General features: G+C 71.0%; 15 protein-coding genes. 6 read left to right on the top strand and 9 right to left on the bottom strand.

Going from position 1 to position 16,242, the window contains the following annotated elements; genetic code table 11:
• Positions 1 to 59 precede the first annotated feature (59 nt).
• The 7 genes from H180DRAFT_RS23600 to H180DRAFT_RS23570 form a co-directional block, all read right to left on the bottom strand.
• Entirely contained in the window at positions 60 to 302 is a 243-nt protein-coding gene (locus H180DRAFT_RS23600; RefSeq protein ID WP_055488136.1) for a DUF397 domain-containing protein, read from the bottom strand.
• Positions 299 to 1,138 (bottom strand): helix-turn-helix domain-containing protein, encoded by an 840-nt coding sequence (locus H180DRAFT_RS23595; protein ID WP_055488135.1) that lies wholly within the window; start codon positions 1,136 to 1,138, stop codon positions 299 to 301. The genes H180DRAFT_RS23600 and H180DRAFT_RS23595 overlap by 4 nt, the downstream gene beginning before the upstream one ends.
• A gap of 37 nt (positions 1,139 to 1,175) precedes the next feature.
• A complete protein-coding gene (locus tag H180DRAFT_RS23590) occupies positions 1,176 to 2,483 on the bottom strand; it encodes an MFS transporter (protein WP_055488134.1) in 1,308 nt (435 codons plus the stop codon).
• Positions 2,480 to 3,124, bottom strand: a complete 645-nt coding sequence (locus H180DRAFT_RS23585) for an ArsR/SmtB family transcription factor (protein ID WP_079100354.1) — start codon at positions 3,122 to 3,124, stop codon at positions 2,480 to 2,482. Before H180DRAFT_RS23585 ends, H180DRAFT_RS23590 begins: the two co-directional genes overlap by 4 nt.
• Before the next feature lie 190 nt (positions 3,125 to 3,314).
• Positions 3,315 to 4,394, bottom strand: a complete 1,080-nt coding sequence (locus tag H180DRAFT_RS23580; RefSeq protein ID WP_254666160.1) for a sulfotransferase family protein — start codon at positions 4,392 to 4,394, stop codon at positions 3,315 to 3,317.
• Positions 4,395 to 4,543: 149 nt separating this feature from the next.
• Complete coding sequence (locus H180DRAFT_RS23575; RefSeq protein ID WP_254666159.1) at positions 4,544 to 5,305, bottom strand: IclR family transcriptional regulator; 762 nt, start codon at positions 5,303 to 5,305, stop codon at positions 4,544 to 4,546.
• 35 nt (positions 5,306 to 5,340) lie between these two features.
• Entirely contained in the window at positions 5,341 to 6,804 is a 1,464-nt protein-coding gene (locus H180DRAFT_RS23570; RefSeq protein WP_079100353.1) for an MFS transporter, read from the bottom strand.
• Between the two features lie 321 nt (positions 6,805 to 7,125).
• Between H180DRAFT_RS23570 and H180DRAFT_RS23565 the strand changes: the two genes are divergently transcribed.
• Both H180DRAFT_RS23565 and H180DRAFT_RS23560 read left to right on the top strand, forming a co-directional pair.
• Positions 7,126 to 8,073, top strand: coding sequence for a 2-hydroxyacid dehydrogenase (locus H180DRAFT_RS23565; protein WP_055488133.1), 948 nt, complete (start codon positions 7,126 to 7,128; stop codon positions 8,071 to 8,073).
• Between the two features lie 329 nt (positions 8,074 to 8,402).
• Complete coding sequence (locus H180DRAFT_RS23560; RefSeq protein WP_055488228.1) at positions 8,403 to 9,035, top strand: class I SAM-dependent methyltransferase; 633 nt, start codon at positions 8,403 to 8,405, stop codon at positions 9,033 to 9,035.
• A 25-nt stretch (positions 9,036 to 9,060) separates the two neighbouring features.
• Here the strand turns inward: H180DRAFT_RS23560 and H180DRAFT_RS23555 are convergent, their stop codons facing one another.
• Together H180DRAFT_RS23555 and H180DRAFT_RS23550 are read right to left on the bottom strand one after the other, a co-directional pair.
• A complete protein-coding gene (locus tag H180DRAFT_RS23555) occupies positions 9,061 to 10,437 on the bottom strand; it encodes a 6-phospho-beta-glucosidase (protein ID WP_175437817.1) in 1,377 nt (458 codons plus the stop codon).
• Positions 10,434 to 11,210 (bottom strand): DeoR/GlpR family DNA-binding transcription regulator, encoded by a 777-nt coding sequence (locus H180DRAFT_RS23550; RefSeq protein WP_055488132.1) that lies wholly within the window; start codon positions 11,208 to 11,210, stop codon positions 10,434 to 10,436. Before H180DRAFT_RS23550 ends, H180DRAFT_RS23555 begins: the two co-directional genes overlap by 4 nt.
• Positions 11,211 to 11,465: 255 nt before the next feature.
• Here H180DRAFT_RS23550 and H180DRAFT_RS23545 point away from each other — a divergent pair, with 255 nt between their 5' ends.
• The 4 genes from H180DRAFT_RS23545 to H180DRAFT_RS23530 all read left to right on the top strand — a co-directional run bounded on the left by H180DRAFT_RS23545 (position 11,466) and on the right by H180DRAFT_RS23530 (position 15,949).
• The gene (locus H180DRAFT_RS23545) at positions 11,466 to 12,575 is read left to right on the top strand and encodes a carbohydrate kinase family protein (protein ID WP_055488131.1); all 1,110 of its coding nucleotides are present in this window, start codon (positions 11,466 to 11,468) and stop codon (positions 12,573 to 12,575) included.
• A 76-nt stretch (positions 12,576 to 12,651) separates the two neighbouring features.
• Positions 12,652 to 14,139 carry an extracellular solute-binding protein gene (locus tag H180DRAFT_RS23540; RefSeq protein WP_079100352.1) on the top strand — a complete coding sequence of 496 codons (1,488 nt, stop codon included), beginning with the start codon at positions 12,652 to 12,654 and terminating at the stop codon, positions 14,137 to 14,139.
• 89 nt (positions 14,140 to 14,228) lie between these two features.
• Positions 14,229 to 15,131, top strand: coding sequence for a carbohydrate ABC transporter permease (locus H180DRAFT_RS23535; protein WP_055488225.1), 903 nt, complete (start codon positions 14,229 to 14,231; stop codon positions 15,129 to 15,131).
• A complete protein-coding gene (locus H180DRAFT_RS23530) occupies positions 15,128 to 15,949 on the top strand; it encodes a carbohydrate ABC transporter permease (RefSeq protein ID WP_055488130.1) in 822 nt (273 codons plus the stop codon). Before H180DRAFT_RS23535 ends, H180DRAFT_RS23530 begins: the two co-directional genes overlap by 4 nt.
• Positions 15,950 to 16,242 lie beyond the last annotated feature (293 nt).

The following is a 16,242-nucleotide window of genomic DNA, read 5'->3' as shown; positions in this document are numbered from 1 at the left end:
CACTTCAGGATTCGCTACGGCTCGAAATGGACCCCCTCGCAGATCAGGCTGGCAACCCGTCACCGACCGATGGTGTGCGTGAGAAAGTCCGTCCAAACTTCAGACTTGAACGCCAATCGTGGGCCGTGGACCTTCTTGGAATCCCGGACGTGCACGGTGCCGGGGCAGTTGGAGACCTCGACGCAGTTCCCGCCTTCACCACTGCTGTGGCTGGACTTGTGCCAGGAGAGGGCGACTTCGACGCACGCGCCGCCTTCGTTGTCGCTGTAGCTGCTCTTGAGCCACTTCAGGGTGGTGTTCATCCTTCTCCCAGCAACGTCTCGATGAGCCCCAGGGATTCGTCGGGCGTGAGTGCCTGCGCGCGGATGATCCCATAGCGGCTCTCCACTGTGCGTACTGCTTCACGCTTCGTGAACCAGACGTTGCGTCCCTGCGCTTCGGCGTAAGCGAGGTTCTGCCCCTCTCGAGTTTCCAGAAGGATCACCGGTCCGGCGACCCCCGGGTGGTCAGATCGCTTGGTGGGCATAACTTGAAGCTCCACATGCCGCATCCGTCCAAGGGCGAGCAGTTGCCGCAGCTGTCCTCGCAATACGTCGGCGCTGCCGAACGGCCTTTGCAGCACTACCTCTTCGAGAACGAAGCTCAGTGTGGGGGGCGGCCAGCGGCTGAAGATCTGCTGGCGGGCCAGTCGCGCTGCCACGCGGGCCTCGACGGTCTCTTCGTCCAGGAGAGGACGCCGCATGCGGTACAGCGCCCGCGCATACTCCTCTGTCTGAAGCAGGCCCGGCACGACCATGGTCGCGTACTCGTGAAGCTCGACCGCTTCGGTCTCCAGTCGTGCGAACTCGCGGAAGAACGCCGGGTATCGCAGCCGCGCCTTGTCGATGTCCTCCTCGACGGCCTTCAGCAACCCCCGTGCGTCCAGGATGCGTTCGGCCGCGTCGATGAACTGCGGCTTGGCGGCGCGGCGGCCGCGTTCGACGGAGGAGACGAGGTCCGTGCCGTAGCCCGCCTGTCTGCCGAACTCCGTCTGGGTGAGGCCCGCTTGTTCGCGCAGGTGCTTGATCTGCTTGCCGAGGACCCTGTGAACGGGGTCCGGTGTGCCTTCGTCGGCGTCGAGGTCTTCGATGTCGGTCATGTGTCTCACCGGGAGTGACGGATCTGTTGCACGCAGCCTATGTCGGTGCTGTGTCACTTCGTTGCGGAATCTGTTCATCCGGGAGATCTCGCTCCTCGGCGCGTCGGCGGTCCATCTGCCGCCATTCCGGGCGCAGTCCCGTCAGATTCGTGGTGAGGAAGTACGCCGCTCCAGCCACTGCCAGCGACGGGACGAGACCCACCGAGGCCACGGCCGCTCCCGCCACGAGTCCGCCGAGCGGCATGCCCAGCCAGGCCATCGATGTGCCCAGGCCCGTCACGCGGCCCAGCAGTTCGCGCGGGATGCGTTCGTAGATGACCGCTCCCAGAATGGGGTTGAGGAAGCCCGCGCCGAAGCCGCTGACAATGAAAACGGCGACCACGGTCCACAGCGGTACGTCGAGGGCGAGGATCAGGAACCGCGGGGCGCCGGCGAGTACGAAGCCGGCGAAGAAGACGACGCGGCGGTTGAGCCGGTGTGCCACGGCGGCGGCCGTGAAGCTGGCGACGATGGCCGAGAGCCCCCATGCGGTGCCGGTGAGCCCGATCGCGGCCGGGCCGTTGCCGGATTCCTTCGCCCAGACCGGTACGAGCACCGAGGAGAAGGCCGTGTCCAGCAGGTTGGTGACTGCGATCATCGCCGTGATGGTGAGCAGCAGCGGATCGTTGCGCAGGAAGCGCATGCCCTCGCCGAGGCGTCTCCAGTAGCCCGGGCCCTCCGCGTCGGGGTCGCGCGCTTCGGCGGTACGGCCGACGCCGCGTGGAACGACCAGTGCGATGACGAGCGAACCCATCGCGAAACACGCGGCGTTGGCCACAAGTGCGGTCATCGGGCCGAGGAGCGCGACGAGGGTTCCCCCCGCGGCGGGTCCGAGTGTGAACGCGAGGCGTTCCATGACGCCGCTGAGCCCTGTGGCCCGCTCCAGCCGTACGCTGCCGAGGTCTGCGGCCTCCGGAACCATGACCTGTTTGGCCAGGTCGCCGGGAGCGCGTGCGGCGCCGATGACCGCGACGAGGAGCAGCAGCAGCCAGAAGGAGAGCAGGTCCGCGGCGTGGAGAGCGGGGATCGTCACGGCGGCCGTCGCACTCACGAGGTCCGTGGACCAGGAGACGATCCGTGGGCCGCTGCGGTCCACCAGCGGTCCGATGAACGCCTTGACCAGCACGTACGGTCCCAGTTCGCAGAAAGCCACGAGGCCGGTCTGCGAGGCACTGCCCGTGGTGACGAGGACGAACCAGGGCAGAGCGATGACTGAGATGCGGGTGCCCGTGAGCGACAGTCCGGTTGCGGCGAGCACGCCGGCCAGAGGCCGCAACGACCGGCGCCCGGACGGGGATCGAGTCACTCCCGCCTCCCCGGGCCGTCCAGCTCGGGGAGGATCTGCGTGATCAGCGTGACGCGTTCCGCGCCGTCGGGGGCGTCGGCCCCGGGCGCGTCCCGCCGGTAGCGGCCGATGACCGAGGCCAACTCCGCGTACAGGGAACGGCTTTCCTCCGGAGTGAGGCGCAGTGCCCAGTCGCTCATGTCGGAGGCCTCGCGCCATTCGCGGGGGAGGGTCTGGAACTCGTTCACCGCCCGCTGGGTGCGCAGGGTGTAGGCGGCGGCCACGGAGTGCAGATAGGTGAGCGTCGCCTCCGGTTCGCGCTCGGCCAGTTCCATGTCGTCGAACCGCGTCTTGCGGTGTACCGAACGCCACCACCGTTCCCGGGCGTTGCCGCGTTCGGTGTCCTCCTCGACGAAGCCGGAGGCGCCCAGTTGGCGCAAGTGGTAGCTGGCCGTCCCGGAGTTGACGCCCAGCTGCTCGGCGAGACGGGTCGCCGTGGACGGGCCGTTCTTGCGCAGCAGCCCGACGAGCTGGACGCGCACCGGGTGCGCGAGCGCACGCAGGCCCTTCGCGTCCAGGACGACCGTGTCCTGCGGGGTCTTCTGCGGCACCACCTGCTGCGGCGGTGTGTGCCGAGAGCTGCTTTCGTCGGTCTTCCCCATGCCCTGAACCCTAGAACGCAAAGATGTCTTTGCGAAGGGTTCTTTGGGAAGAACTCTTCGCAGTCGCGGCGGAGTTGGGGCGATCGGGTGCCGGACGCAGTCCGTCCCCGGCTCCGGCCGGAAGGCCGGTGACCGGGGACGGAGGCGGAGCGTGTCCGAGACGGTGGAGCGGCGAGGCAGCAGGGCCGGATCAACTCCCGTGCGGCACGGCGGCATCCGCGCCACGCACGCCCAACGCCTCCTCTCCACGGGCGCAGTTCTCCCGGAGCGCGGTGAGAACCCTCTCGGGCAGGCCGAGCGCCGAGCCGCGGCGGCCCGTGCCGTCGAGGATCTCGTCGCCCTCCTCCAGCCACTCCGAGAAGGGCTGGACACCGATGAAGTCCGCCAGGCGGGCCAGCTCCGCCCGGGGCGCGTCGAGGAGGCGTTCGTACGAGAGCGTCGTGACCTGTTCCCGCGGGACGGCGGCGAGCTGGTCCACGCCTTCGCAGATCAGGTCCGACCAGAGCGTGCCGAAGTCCGGCACCGGCATCTCACGGTCGAGGACGAGCGCCGGGTCGTACTGCGGGCCCAGCAACGGGGCCAGGTCCTCGGGGAGTTGCTTGATGTGGTCGTCGGTCAGGTCGGAGGCGGACTCCACGCCCGAGCGGCGGACGATCTCGCGCAACAGGGAGATCATGCGGTAGCCGTTGTGGCGGCTCATGGACAGCGCGCAGTCGGGGCCGTCCCGGAAGAGGTGCACGAAGCGGGCCTCGGGGAAAAGTTCGTGCAGCAGTCCGACGCGGTGCAGCGAGTATCCGGAGCGCTCCACGGCGGCCTCGCGCCCGCCGGCGCGGGAGGCGAGCGCGCCGAAGAGGGCCTGCCACTGCTGCGGGGCGGGACGCTCGGGCCAGGAGCACACCTCCGGTTCGAGGGAGTCGAGCAGCGCGTCCGGGTCGTCGCTCAGGTGCGGGAGCGTCATCATGCTGATCGCGGGGATGCCCGTCGTTCCGGCCGAGTAGCGCCACTCGGGGTGACGGTTGTAGATGAACTCCGGGAGCGGGGTCCCGCTGCGGACCATGGCGTCGAAGACTTCCATCGGTTCGCGCAGACATCGCCAGAACTCCGGGCCCGTGAGCGGCTGCTGCGACAGTGCCGGTGGTCCGTCGATGCAGGAGTAGAGCTCGTTGAGGCTGAGCACGTCGGGATGCAGCCGCAGCACCTGCGACAGCGCCGTCGAGCCGCTGCGCCCGGTGCCGACGACGAAGGTCAGCGTCTTGATGCCCGTCCGCACGTTGGTTTCCTCCCCCAGGGCCTGGCTGCGTCGCAGGCCGTTCGGCTTCCGATCGCACCCAGTCCTACCCCCGCGCACGGCGCCCGACCCGGAGGACCGGACGATCGGCCGAAGGCGTCACCCCAAAGAGCTCTCACCCCGAAGCGCCGTCACCCCATGAGGGAGGCGATCTCCTCCGCGCAGGCACGCAACGCCGGTACGTGGCCGTGCAGTTCGTCCCAGGTGGTGAGCACGACGGTGGCGCCGAGCGAGATGGCCAGCCGGGGGCGCACTGCTCCGTCCAGATCGGGTACGACCGTGGCGACGGAGCGGACTCCGACCTCGTTCTCCTCGTCGACCTCCGCCCAGCCCCGCTCCCGTGCGCGAGCGACCTTCTCGCGCAGCGCCTCCGGGTCGGTGACGGTGTGCGCGGTGGGGGAGGGCAGGTCGGAGGCGAGGAGAGCCGCCAGCTCCTCCTCCGGCAGCACCGAGGCGAGCGCCAGGCCCATGGAGGTGGCGTGCCACGGATTGCGGGTGCCCTCGGCGCTGCGCAGCTGGAGGTGCTGCGTGCCCTGTGCGCTGAGCACGATGAGCACCTCGCCGCCGTCGAGGATCCCCGCGATGGCGGGAAGTCCGGTCCGGGCGGCGAGGCGGCGCATCGGTGCGGCCGCGGCCGAGTAGCCGGCGGGGGAGCGCTGGAAGCCGCGGGAGAACTCCAGGACGCGCACCCCGAGGGCGTAGCGGCGGGTGTCCTCGTCGTAGGCGACGAAGCGTTCGGCGGCCAGACGCCCCAGCAGCCGGTGGGCGCTGCTGACGGGAAGCCCGGCGGTGCGTGCCGCCGCGCTGACACCCAGCCCCGACGGGTTGTCGGCCAGTACCGTCATCAGCCGCAGACCCCGGCTGAGCATGTCGTCGCCGGGCGGTGCGGTCACCGTCGGTGCTCCCTCGAAGATCGTGCGCGGCAAGGTCAGTCGCGTCCGCCACTGCCCGGTGCCGTGGCGGCACTCGTGTGCGGCTCCCGGTTCACCGTACCGGTATCGCCCGTGGTGGCCCGCGGTTCCCGCACTGCGAACATCAGCGCCGCGGAGATCATCGTGCACACCGCCATGAAGCCGAAGGCGCCCGCGTCGCCGAGCTGCGTGCCACGCACCCAGCCCACGAGGTAGGTGCCCGCGAACGACCCCAGCGCACCGAAGGAGTTGACGGCTGCGACGGCCGCGCCCGCGACACCGGCCGGGGCCAGCTCCGAGACGAAGGCGAAGTACGGGCCGTAGGGCGCGTACATGCACAGTCCCGCGACGACGAGCAGGGTCAGCGCGAGTGGGAAGTTCGGACCGGCGAGGTAGGAGCCGAACAGCGCCAGCGCCCCCGTGCCCAGCCAGGGCCACACGGCGATGCGGCGGCGTCCGGTGCGGTCGGACAGGCGGGAGTTGAGCATCATCGCCACGACGGCGAACGCGTAGGGGATCGCGGAGATCAGTCCGGTCGCGCCGATGCCCTCGCCCGAGGCCTGCTTCACGATGGACGGCAGCCAGAAGATGAAGCCGTACATGCCGAACGACCAGAAGAAGTACTGGGCGGCCAGCACGACCACGGCACGGGAGCGCAGGACCTTCTTGTAGTCCGCGGCGGTCGCGCGCGGCGCGTCGGCGGTGGTGGCGTGCGCCCCGGGGTCGGATTCGGCCTCCGGCGCGGCCGGAGTTCCCGCGTCGACCTCTGCGGCTGTCACGGCCGAGCCGGGCGAGGATGCGGCGGCGCGCTGCTCGTCCGCGAGCTCCGTGCGCAGCCGGTCGTGTTCGGCCCCGGGCAGCCACCGGGCCTCGGCCGGCCGGTCCTTGATGAGCCGCAGGCACAGCAGGCCCCAGACGATCGAGGGGACGCCCTCGACGATGAACATCATCCGCCAGTCGGAGATCTCGATGAGCCATCCGGAGAGCACGGACAGCCACATCACGGTGATCGGATTGCCGAGGATCAGCAGGGAGTTGGCCCGGCCGCGCTCGCGCTTGGTGAACCAGCGGCTCAGCAGCACCACCAGCGCGGGCAGCACGGCGCCCTCGACGACGCCGAGCGCGAAGCGCACCGGAATCAGCTGGCCCGGGCTGCTGAGCAGGCCCTGCGCCGTCGCCAGCACGCCCCAGGCGATCGTTGAGCCGGCGACCAGCAGGCGCACGCTGCGCTGCTCGGCGTAGATCGTGCCCGGGATCTGGAAGAAGAAGTAGCCGAGGAAGAACGAGGCCGCGATGAGGGAGTCGGTCCCGGCCGACAGGTTCAGTTCGTCGGCCATGCCGCCCGCCGAGGCGATCGCGTAGTTCGACCTGTCGAGATAGGCGAGCGAGTACGTGACGAACGCGATCGGTATCAGATACCGGGCGCGGGTCGATGACCAGAAGCCGCCGCTGCCGGTGCGGGAGGGAGACGCTGCCGTCATTCCCGGACCTCCCCTTTTTCCGTCGGATGGAAAGTGTTTCACTGGGCGGGAAGGACGTTACGAGTGTGTGCGGGCCGGGTCAATGGCTGCGGCCGGTCAGGACCCGTCACGGTCCGCACGCCGCGGGCGTTCCGGGACGTCCCGGCCGGCCGGCCCGGCCCGTGGGTCAGCCGGGTGCGACTGTCCGGTCTGCCGGTCTGCCGGTCTGCCGGTTTGCCGGTCCGGTCTGGCGGTCTGGCGCTCTGGCGCCGGTCCGTCCGTCGGTTCGTTCCGGCCGTCCGCCCGTCATCCGCCGTACGCGACGAGGAGAGGCACACGCCGATGCCCGAGACCACCGACCCCGCAGTCCACGTGCTCCTGCCCTGGAAAGGCCTCGACGAGCGGCACGGGCCGTGGCCCTCGAACGTCCGCGTGCACATATGGGACGGACGCACACCCGAGGACGAACTGCCCGCCGAAGCACTGGAGTCGACCGGCCTGTGGGTGATGCCCTACGCCGTGCCCGACGCGGAGCGGCTGCTGCCGCGGCTCCCCGCCGTACGTGCCGTGCAGTCCCTCAGCGCCGGCGTCGAGAAGCTGCTGCCGGTCATGCCCGAGGGCGCGAAGCTGTACAACGGCCGGGGCCTGCACGACGCCAGCACCGCCGAACACGCGCTCGGACTGATCCTCGCCGCGCAGCGCGACCTTCCGCGCTGGGTCGCCGATCAGCAGGCCGGACGCTGGGAGCCGCACTTCACCCGCTCCCTTGCCGGGGCGCGCGTCGCCGTCATCGGATACGGATCGATCGGGCAGGCCCTGGAGCGGAGGCTGCTGGCCTGCGAGGCGGAGGTCGTGCGCATCGCCCGGCGGCCCAGGCCCGAGGAGGACGTGCACGCGGTGACCGAACTTCCGCAACTTCTGCCGGACGTGGACATCGCGGTGCTCGTACTGCCCGAAACCCCCGCCACGACAGGCATGTTCGGCCCCGACGAACTCGCCGCGATGCCCGACGGGGCGCTCGTGGTCAACGTGGGACGGGGCCGCACGCTGAAGACGGGTGCGCTGCTCGACGAGACCCGGAGCGGACGGCTGCGCGCCGCGCTCGACGTCACCGACCCCGAACCGCTGCCGGGTGACCATCCGCTGCGGAAGCAGCCCGGGGTGCTGATCACGCCGCACGTCGCGGGCGGTTCCGCCACGTTCCGTCCGCGCGCCGAGCGGCTGATCGTGGAACAGGTCCGCCGCTACGCAGCAGGGGAGCCCCTCGTCAACGCCTTCCCGCGTCCCTGAACCGCGCCGGGACAGCAGGAAAGGGGCCGGGGGCCGGGCGGTCCACTGTGCGTGCCGCGACGGGCGAGCCTGACCCGGCACCCTCGGTGTCCGGGGGCTCGCCAACGGCCGTGCCCCGCGCCCGCGTTCGCGTGATCGCGCGGCTCCGCCGGACTCACCGGGAGCCCCCGCCGCATCGCCCTCCGTCGGCCGGACGCCGGTCCCGCCGGTCCCGCCGGTGGGTGCGACCGGCGGCCGGTGAGCGGAGGCCGTCCGTGCGGCCGTGGAGCGCGGGCGAACGCCCGGGGGAACGCGCCTGGCGGGCTCCGTTCCGTGACACGATCGTGCGGGTGCCCTTCGACCACAACGATCACTACCACCGGCTGCTGTCGCGCCATGTGCCGCGGCACGGCGGCAGGGCGCTGGACGTGGGCTGCGGTTCCGGACGGTTCGCGCTGCGGCTCACGCGGCTCGGGATGGACGTCGACGCGATCGACCCGTCCGGGGAGATGATCGCGCAGGCACGGGCCCTGTGCCCGCGCGAAGAGGGCGCCCGCAGTCCGCGCTTCCGGCAGGCGGATGTCACCGACCTCGAACTGCCCCGGAACCACTACGACTTCATCTCGTGCCTGGCGAGCATCCACCATGTGCCGTTCGAGACCGTCTCGGCGCTGCGGGCGGCGCTCGCACCGGGTGGTGTCCTGGTGATCCTTGGCTGCTACCGGGAAAAGGGCCGGCTCGACCTTCTCTGGAGCCTGGCCGCTGTTCCCGTCAACGCCGTTGCCAGGCTTGCGGCTCGGGCAGCAGACCGGCTGCGTCCTGCCTCCGCCCCGGCAGGCTGGGCACGCACGGATCCCCCGGTGAAGCAGCCAGGGATGACGCTGTCCCGGATCCACTCGGAGGCGGCCGTCCTGCTGCCCGGCTCCCGCATCCGCAGGCTGCTCTTCTGGCGCTATCTGCTCGTCTTCCGCAACAGCCGCTGAGGACGGGCGAATTGGGTGCGGCGGTTCAGAACCCGCCCGCCGTGTCGAGGATGCGCTCCGCGACCCGTACCGAATCCACCAGCGGATGAAGGGCCAGCGCCCGCAGGGCCGCCGCCCGTGAGCCGCTCTCCGCAGCCTCGATCGCCGAGCGCTCCACCGCCTTGAGCTGAAGCATCAGGCCCAGCTGGTCCGCGGCGACGGGGCCGGCGGAGAGGGGCCGGGCCCCACCGGCGTCGACCAGGCACGGCACCTCCACCACCGCCTCCGCGTCCAGACCAGGAACGGCGGTGCGGTTGGGCACGTTGAGGATCAGCGTGGTGCGCTCGTTGCGGGAGACCGCACGCATGAGTGCGAGGGCGACGCGGTCGTAGCCGCCGCCTTCGAGGTCGCAGCTGTCGCGTTCCCAGCCGCCGGACGCCTCGCGGCTCTCGGCCATGTACGTCTCCTCGCGCTCCCGGCGCGTGCGGGCCCAGGCCGCATACGCCTCGGACGGGCCGGCCGCACGCCCCGGACGTGACTCCTCGTAGAAGCGGGACTGCTGCTCGCGCAGGAACTCCCCACGGGTGGTCTGCGCCCCCCGGATCGAGGCGACGGCCTCGCGGTTGAAGTAGTAGTAGTGCAGGTACTCGTTGGGCAGCGCGCCCAGGGCCCGCAGCCAGCCGGCGCCGAAGAGCTTGCCCTCCTCGAAGGACTCCAGGAGCGCGTCGTCCGAGAGAAGGCCGGGCAGCCGGTCCTTGCCGTCGACGACGACGCGGCGCAGCCAGCCCAGATGGTTGAGCCCCACGTAGTCGTAGTCGGCGCGGTCGGGGTCCGCTCCCAGGGCGCGGGCCGCGCGCCGGCACAGGCCCACCGGGGAGTCGCAGATGCCGATCACCCGCTCGCCCAGGCCCCGTCGGCGGAAGACGCGGCCCATGGCCTCCGTGACCATGCCGGCGGGGTTGGTGAAGTTGATGACCCAGGCGTCGGGGGCGACTTCGGCGACGCGTTCTGCGATGTGCACGGCGACGGGCAGCGTGCGCAGTCCGTAGAGCACACCGCCGGCGCCCACCGTCTCCTGGCCCAGGACCCCTTCGGCGAGGGGGGTGCGCTCGTCGCGGGCGCGTCCCTCGAGGCCGCCGACGCGGATGGCGGAGAAGACGAAGTCGGCGCCGCGCAGCGCCTCGTCGAGGTCAGTGGTGGCGCGTACGGCGGGTGCCGGGCCCCTGCCGACCCGGTCCGGGGCCTGTCGCGCCTGTTCCGCCTGGTGGGAGAGGACCGATGTGATCGCGCCCAGGCGGTCCGAGTCGGTGTCGTGGAGCACGAGTTCGGTGATGCGTCCGGCGTCGTCGCCCTGGTCCTCCAGCAACGCCCGGTGCACCAGCGGCACCCGGAATCCGCCGCCGCCCAGCACCGTCAGCCTCATCGGCCCTCCACCTCCGCGTCCATGGCTGTCTGCACCTTCACCCCGGCCTCGCGGAAGACGGCGAGGGTTTTCGGGTCCGACGTCTGATTGGTGATCAGGGCGTCGATGTCCTGCGGCCCGCAGACGCGGGCGGTGCCCTTCCCGGGGAACTTCCGTGCCGCGGCGAGCAGCACCACGTGCCGGGCCGAGGCCAGCATGGCCTGTTTGACGGGCACTTCGACGTCCGTGGTGTCGAGCACGCGCCCGTCGGGCAGTACGCCGCTGGTGCCGAGGAAGAGCCGGTCGGCGTAGAGGTGACTGAGGCTCGACTCCGTCAAGTGGCCCACGAGGGAGCGGTAGTTGCGGCGCACCTGGCCGCCGAGGAGTACCAGCGTGACCTCGGTGTCGTCCTTCAGCTCCTCGTAGACGGCGAGGTTGCTCGTCGCCACGGTGATGTTGCGGCCGTGGAGCCTGCGCGCCAGCTGAAGCACCGTGGTGCCGATGTCGAGCAGCAGAACCTCTCCGTCCTCGACCGTGGCGGCGGCGCTCCTGGCGACGGCGTCCTTGTCCGCGCGGTCGTCGACCTCCTCTTCTGCGAAGGGCCGCTCGACCGGGCCCCGCGCCACCGCGCCGCCGTAGACCCTCGTCAGCCGGCCCGCGTCGGCCAGGTCGTTCAGGTCGCGCCGCGCGGTGGCCTCGCTGACGCAGAGGTGCTGCGCGATCTGCCCGACGGGCAGCACGCCCTCTTCGCGGAGCAGCTTCAGCAGCCGCTCATGACGGGTCTCGCGCAACATGTCAGGCAATGTAGCGTGCCTGAGCGTCTTTGCGCGAGTGTGACCGGGGTCTTGCACTCATGGCTGCTGACGTGCAAGGTATCGCTCAAAGAATCGAGAAGCTTCCGGCCGCCCACGGCCGTTCACGGCTCGCGGGCTCCTCGGGGGGCTCAGTGCGACGCCGTCACAGCGCGACGCCGCCGGTGCACCGGAGGACGGGTCTTCACAGGCCGCAGAGCATGCCGCAGGACTGGGCCGGAGGGGGCGGGAGGAGCAGTGAGCACGACCGGGAGCGCACATCCGGCGCCGACTTCGGCGGCCCTGGACCCGCTGTCGGCCCTGCGCGGCGACGGCGGCCCGGAGCAGGACGTGTTCCTCACCGGCACCGTCTTCCTCGACATCATCTTCACCGGGCTCGACCACGCTCCCGTACGCGGCACCGAGTCCTGGGCCCGCGGCATGGGTTCGTCGCCCGGCGGCGTGGCCAACATGGCAACCGCCCTGCGCCGCCTCGGCCTTCGCACCTCCCTCGCTGCCGCTTTCGGGGACGACGTCTACGGGGACTACTGCTGGGAGTCGCTGGCCGACAGCGAAGGCATCGACCTGCGACCGTCCCACCGCGCCCAGGGCTGGCACTCGCCCGTCACCGTCTCCATGGCCTACGAGGGCGAGCGGACGATGGTCTCCCACGGGCACGAGGCCCCCGCCCCCTGCGTGCGGTCCGCCTCCCGCCCGCGCTCCCGCGCCTGCTTCACCGACCTGGCCCCCGGGCGGCTGGAGAGCTGGGTGCGCGAGGCCCACGACGAGGGCAGCAAGATCTTCGCCGACGTCGGCTGGGACGACACCGGGGCCTGGGACCCGGACACCCTGGCCGACCTCGCCTACTGCCACGCGTTCCTGCCCAACGCGGCCGAGGCGCAGCACTACACGCGCACCGGAAGCCCCGAGGAAGCGGTGCGCGCCCTGGCCGAACTCGTGCCGATCGCCGTCGTCACCAAGGGCTCCGGCGGGGCCGTCGCCGTCGACTCGCTGAGCGGCGAGAGTGCCGACCTTCCCGCGCTGCCCGTCGAAGCGCTGGACCCGACCGGTGCCGGTGACGTCTTCGTCGCCGGCTTCATCACCGGCACGCTCGCCGGCTGGCCGCTCGCCGACCGGCTCGCCTTCGCCAACCTCACCGCCGCACTGTCCGTGCAGCACTTCGGCGGTTCGCTCTCCGCGCCGGGCTGGCCCGAGGTCGCCGCGTGGTGGCAGTACGCGACCCGCTGCGGAGGACAGAGCGAGGACGTGATGCGGCGCTACGCCTTCCTGTCCGACCTCCTGCCCGGGGCGAACCGGGGCTCGGCACTGCGCCGTGCCACGCCCACCATCGGATTCCGTGCGACCTGACAGGTGCCGCCGTCACGGGGGCGGGCCCGCCCCCGTGACCGCGGCCACCGCGGCAGGGGCGCCGAGAGGAGACTCCATGCGTGCCGAGCGACTGAGGGGCGCGGGCCCGGTGCTCCGGCTGCCGCGCCGCCGACACCCGTTCCGGCAAGGCCCGTTCAGTGACACGGGACGCACCCGGCGGCGTACGGCGGCTCTCGCGCTGGCCCTCGGCGGCGCGCTGCTGGCCGCGGCCTGTGTGCCGGGGACCGACGGCTCCGGGGCGGCCGGAGCGGGCGTGCCCGGTGCCGCCGCCACGTCCAAGCCCGACCCGTCGAAGGCGGGCAGGGCAACTCTGACCGTGTGGGACCAGGAGGTCCGCGGCGGGCAGAACGACGAACTGGAGCGGCTCAACGCCGAGTTCGAGAAGAAGTACCCGCACATCCGCATCAAGCGCGTCGCGCGCAGCTTCTCCGACCTCAAGACGACGCTGAAGCTGGCCATTTCGGGGAACAAGCCCCCGGACGTCGTCCAGGCCAACCAGGGCTACTCCGACATGGTGGCCTTCGTGAAGGCGGGGCTGCTCATGCCGCTCGACAACTACGCGGGCATCTACGCCTGGAACACCCGCTACCCCTCGACGCTGCTGAACCTCAACCGGGTCTCCTTCGACGGCCGGGACTTTGGCACCGGACGGCTCTACGGCATCTCCCAGACGGGCGAGTACATCGGCGTCTACTACAACAAGGACGTCCTGAAGAAGGCCGGGGTGAAGCCCCCGAAGACCTGGGCCGAGCTGACGGACGCACTGCCCCGCATCAAGGACGAGGGTGAACTGCCCGTCCAGTTCGGCAACTTGGACAAGTACCCGGCGATCCACACCTTCGGCGTTCTCCAGAACCAGGCCGGCGGCGCGGAAGAGACCCGCGAGAGCGTCTTCGGCCGCGGCAAGGGCTTCGACAACGAACCGACGGAACAAGCAGCCGGGACTCTCGCCGACTGGAAGAAGCGGGGCTTCATCCCCGAGGGGGCCAACGGCACCGGATACGACGACGCGGCCAAGAAGTTCGCCGGCGGCGAGGGAGCCTTCCTCATCACCGGCACCTGGCAACTGCCGGATCTGAAGAAGACCATGGGCGACCGCCTCGGATTCATGCCTCCGCCTCCCGTGAAGAAGGACGCCGCGCCCGTCACCACCGGCGGTCAGGGCCTGGCGTGGTCCGTCACGTCCAAGTCCCGCCACCCCGAAGTCGCCGCCGCCTACCTGGACTTCATCACCAGCCCGCACGCGGCGGACGTGATGACCGAGGAGGGAGTGCTGCCCGCGCTTCCGGGCAAGGCCGCCCGCGACATCCCCGAAGGCAGCGCCGAGGCGCAGATGGTGAAGGGCTGGGAGCAGCTCAACGCCGCCGACGGGCTCGTGCCGTACCTCGACTACACCACGCCCGACTTCTACGACTCGCTCTCCGCCGACCTCCAGGGTGTCATCGACGGCTCGGTCTCCCCGGAGGAGCTGTCGTCGAAGATGCAGCGCTCCTACGAGGCCTTCCAGGACAAGAAGCGCGCCGAAGCGAAGGCGGAGCAGTGAGCTCCGCCCCCGCGGCGCCGGCCGCCGAACCCCGCGACGGCGCTTCCCGCGGCCCCGGGAGCGCTGCGGCGGACGGAGGTTCCGGGCCGCTGCGCCGCACCGTGGGCCGCCGCCGGGGCGGAGCCCCCGGCGAGCCGCGCGCGGTCGGCTACCTCTACGTCCTCCCGGCCCTCGTGCTGTACGGCGCCTTCCTGCTCTTCCCGCTCGGACAGACCGTGTGGCTCTCGCTGCTGCACTGGGACGGACTGACCGTCGCCACCTGGGCGGGCGCCGCCAACTACCAGGCCCTGCTGACCGATCCGTCGCTGCGCGGGCCCTTCCTGCACGCCCTCGTGCTGCTGCTGTTCTACGCCGTCCTGCCCGTGGCGCTGGGCCTGCTCCTGGCTTCGGCGCTCTCGCGCTTCCGGGTGCGGGGAACGGCCTTCTTCCGCACGGTCTTCTTCCTGCCGCAGGTCCTGGCGATGGTCGTCGTCGGCGTCGCCTGGCGCTCCATCCTCGGCCCGGACGGACTGCTCAACGACTCGCTCCGCGCGGTCGGCCTCGGCTCCCTCGCACGCTCCTGGCTGGGCGACTACACATGGGCGCTGCCCGCGGTCGGCACGATCGGGACCTGGGTGGAGACGGGGCTGTGCGTGGTGCTCTTCCTCGCCGGCGTACAGCGCATCCCGCGCGAGCTGTACGAGGCCGCACGCATGGACGGAGCCGGCCCGGTGCGGGAGTTCCTCGCCGTCACCCTCCCGGCGCTGCGCGCGGAGATCGCCGTAGCGCTGACCCTGACCATCGTCGCCGGGCTGCGCAACTTCGACCTGATCTACATCACGACGGCCGGCGGGCCGGGCAACGCCACCTCCGTGCCCGCCTACGAGGTGTACCACCGCGCGTTCGAGACGAACGAGGTCGGGTCGGCGGCCGCGATGGGCGTCGGGCTGACCGTGCTGATCTTCGTGCTGACGGTCTCCGTCGCACGGCTCGCAGAAGGACGCAACCGATGACCGGCCGCCTGGAACGCAGCGCAACCTACGGGATTCTCGCCCTGTTCGCCGTCATCAGCCTCACCCCCGTGATCGGCATCCTCTCCACGGCGTTCGGGCGCTCCTCCTCGCAAGCGGCGGGCTTCTCGCTGCCGGACGGCCTCAACTGGGCCAATTTCGCCGAGGCCTGGACCCGCGGGCACTTCGGCTCGTACCTGACGAACTCGGTACTCGTCGCGGTCGCCGTGGTCACAGCCACCGCCGTGCTGGCCACTGTCGCCGCCTACGCCTTCGGCGTGATGCGCTTCCCCGGCTCGGGCGTGCTCTTCTACCTCTTCGTCCTCGGACTGACGCTGCCCCAGGAAGCTCTCGTCGTACCGCTGTACTTCGACCTGCGGTACTGGCAACTCACCGACACCTACTGGGCGTTGATCCTGCCGCAGACGGCGCAGTCGCTCGCCTTCGGCGTGTTCTGGATGCGCACGTACTTCCGCAGCAGTCCGCGCTCGGTCATCGAGGCCACCCGCCTCGACGGGGCGTCCAGCTGGACGACGCTGTGGCGCGTACTCGTTCCGATGGGGCGTCCGGCGCTGTCCACGATGGTCGTCATCGTCTTCATGTGGACGTGGAACGAGTTCCTGATGGCGCTGGTGATGGTCAGCGACGAGGCCCACCGCACGGTCCCGCTCGGGCTGGCCTTCTTCCAGGGGCAGCACAGCTCGGACACGGCGCTGCTCGCGGCCGCCTCGGTGCTCATCGCCCTGCCGGTCGTCGTGGTGTACGTGGCGCTGCAGCGCCGCTTCATCGAGGGAATGCTGACGGGCGCCGTGAAGGAGTGAAGCGCCGGGCCGCGTCACCTCACGCGGCCCGGCGCTTTTGTGAGGACCGTCAGGCGTTCGTCGGCTCCTTCGCGGTGCTCTTCCTGCCCGCGAGGTGGCGCAGCGCCTGCTCGATCTCCTCCGGCGTGCGTCCGCGTGTCTCCGGAACCCGGCGAAGCACGAAGATCCAGCAGGCCGCGTTCGTCAGCGCGTAGACCAGGAACCGGCGCTTCGCGTGAGGACCAGTGCCTCGCGGACCGCGTGTACGGACGCCTCGGTCACCTGCCCGCGCGCCGGGTCACCGTCCCGCACCG

Source organism: Streptomyces sp. WMMB 322, assembly GCF_900090145.1.
Classification (GTDB): Bacteria; Actinomycetota; Actinomycetes; order Streptomycetales; family Streptomycetaceae; genus Streptomyces.
This window is presented reverse-complemented; position numbering and strand designations above follow the sequence as displayed.

What these genes read in the sequence shown, in the direction of transcription:
- H180DRAFT_RS23595 (WP_055488135.1), bottom strand. Translation starts at nt 1,138, where the DNA reads ATGACCGACATCGAAGACCTCGACGCCGACGAAGGCACACCGGACCCC.
- H180DRAFT_RS23565 (WP_055488133.1), top strand. Translation starts at nt 7,126, where the DNA reads ATGCCCGAGACCACCGACCCCGCAGTCCACGTGCTCCTGCCCTGGAAA.
- H180DRAFT_RS23530 (WP_055488130.1), top strand. Translation starts at nt 15,128, where the DNA reads ATGACCGGCCGCCTGGAACGCAGCGCAACCTACGGGATTCTCGCCCTG.
- H180DRAFT_RS23585 (WP_079100354.1), bottom strand. Translation starts at nt 3,124, where the DNA reads ATGGGGAAGACCGACGAAAGCAGCTCTCGGCACACACCGCCGCAGCAG.
- H180DRAFT_RS23600 (WP_055488136.1), bottom strand. Translation starts at nt 302, where the DNA reads ATGAACACCACCCTGAAGTGGCTCAAGAGCAGCTACAGCGACAACGAA.
- H180DRAFT_RS23555 (WP_175437817.1), bottom strand. Translation starts at nt 10,437, where the DNA reads ATGAGGCTGACGGTGCTGGGCGGCGGCGGATTCCGGGTGCCGCTGGTG.
- H180DRAFT_RS23570 (WP_079100353.1), bottom strand. Translation starts at nt 6,804, where the DNA reads ATGACGGCAGCGTCTCCCTCCCGCACCGGCAGCGGCGGCTTCTGGTCA.
- H180DRAFT_RS23550 (WP_055488132.1), bottom strand. Translation starts at nt 11,210, where the DNA reads ATGTTGCGCGAGACCCGTCATGAGCGGCTGCTGAAGCTGCTCCGCGAA.
- H180DRAFT_RS23540 (WP_079100352.1), top strand. Translation starts at nt 12,652, where the DNA reads ATGCGTGCCGAGCGACTGAGGGGCGCGGGCCCGGTGCTCCGGCTGCCG.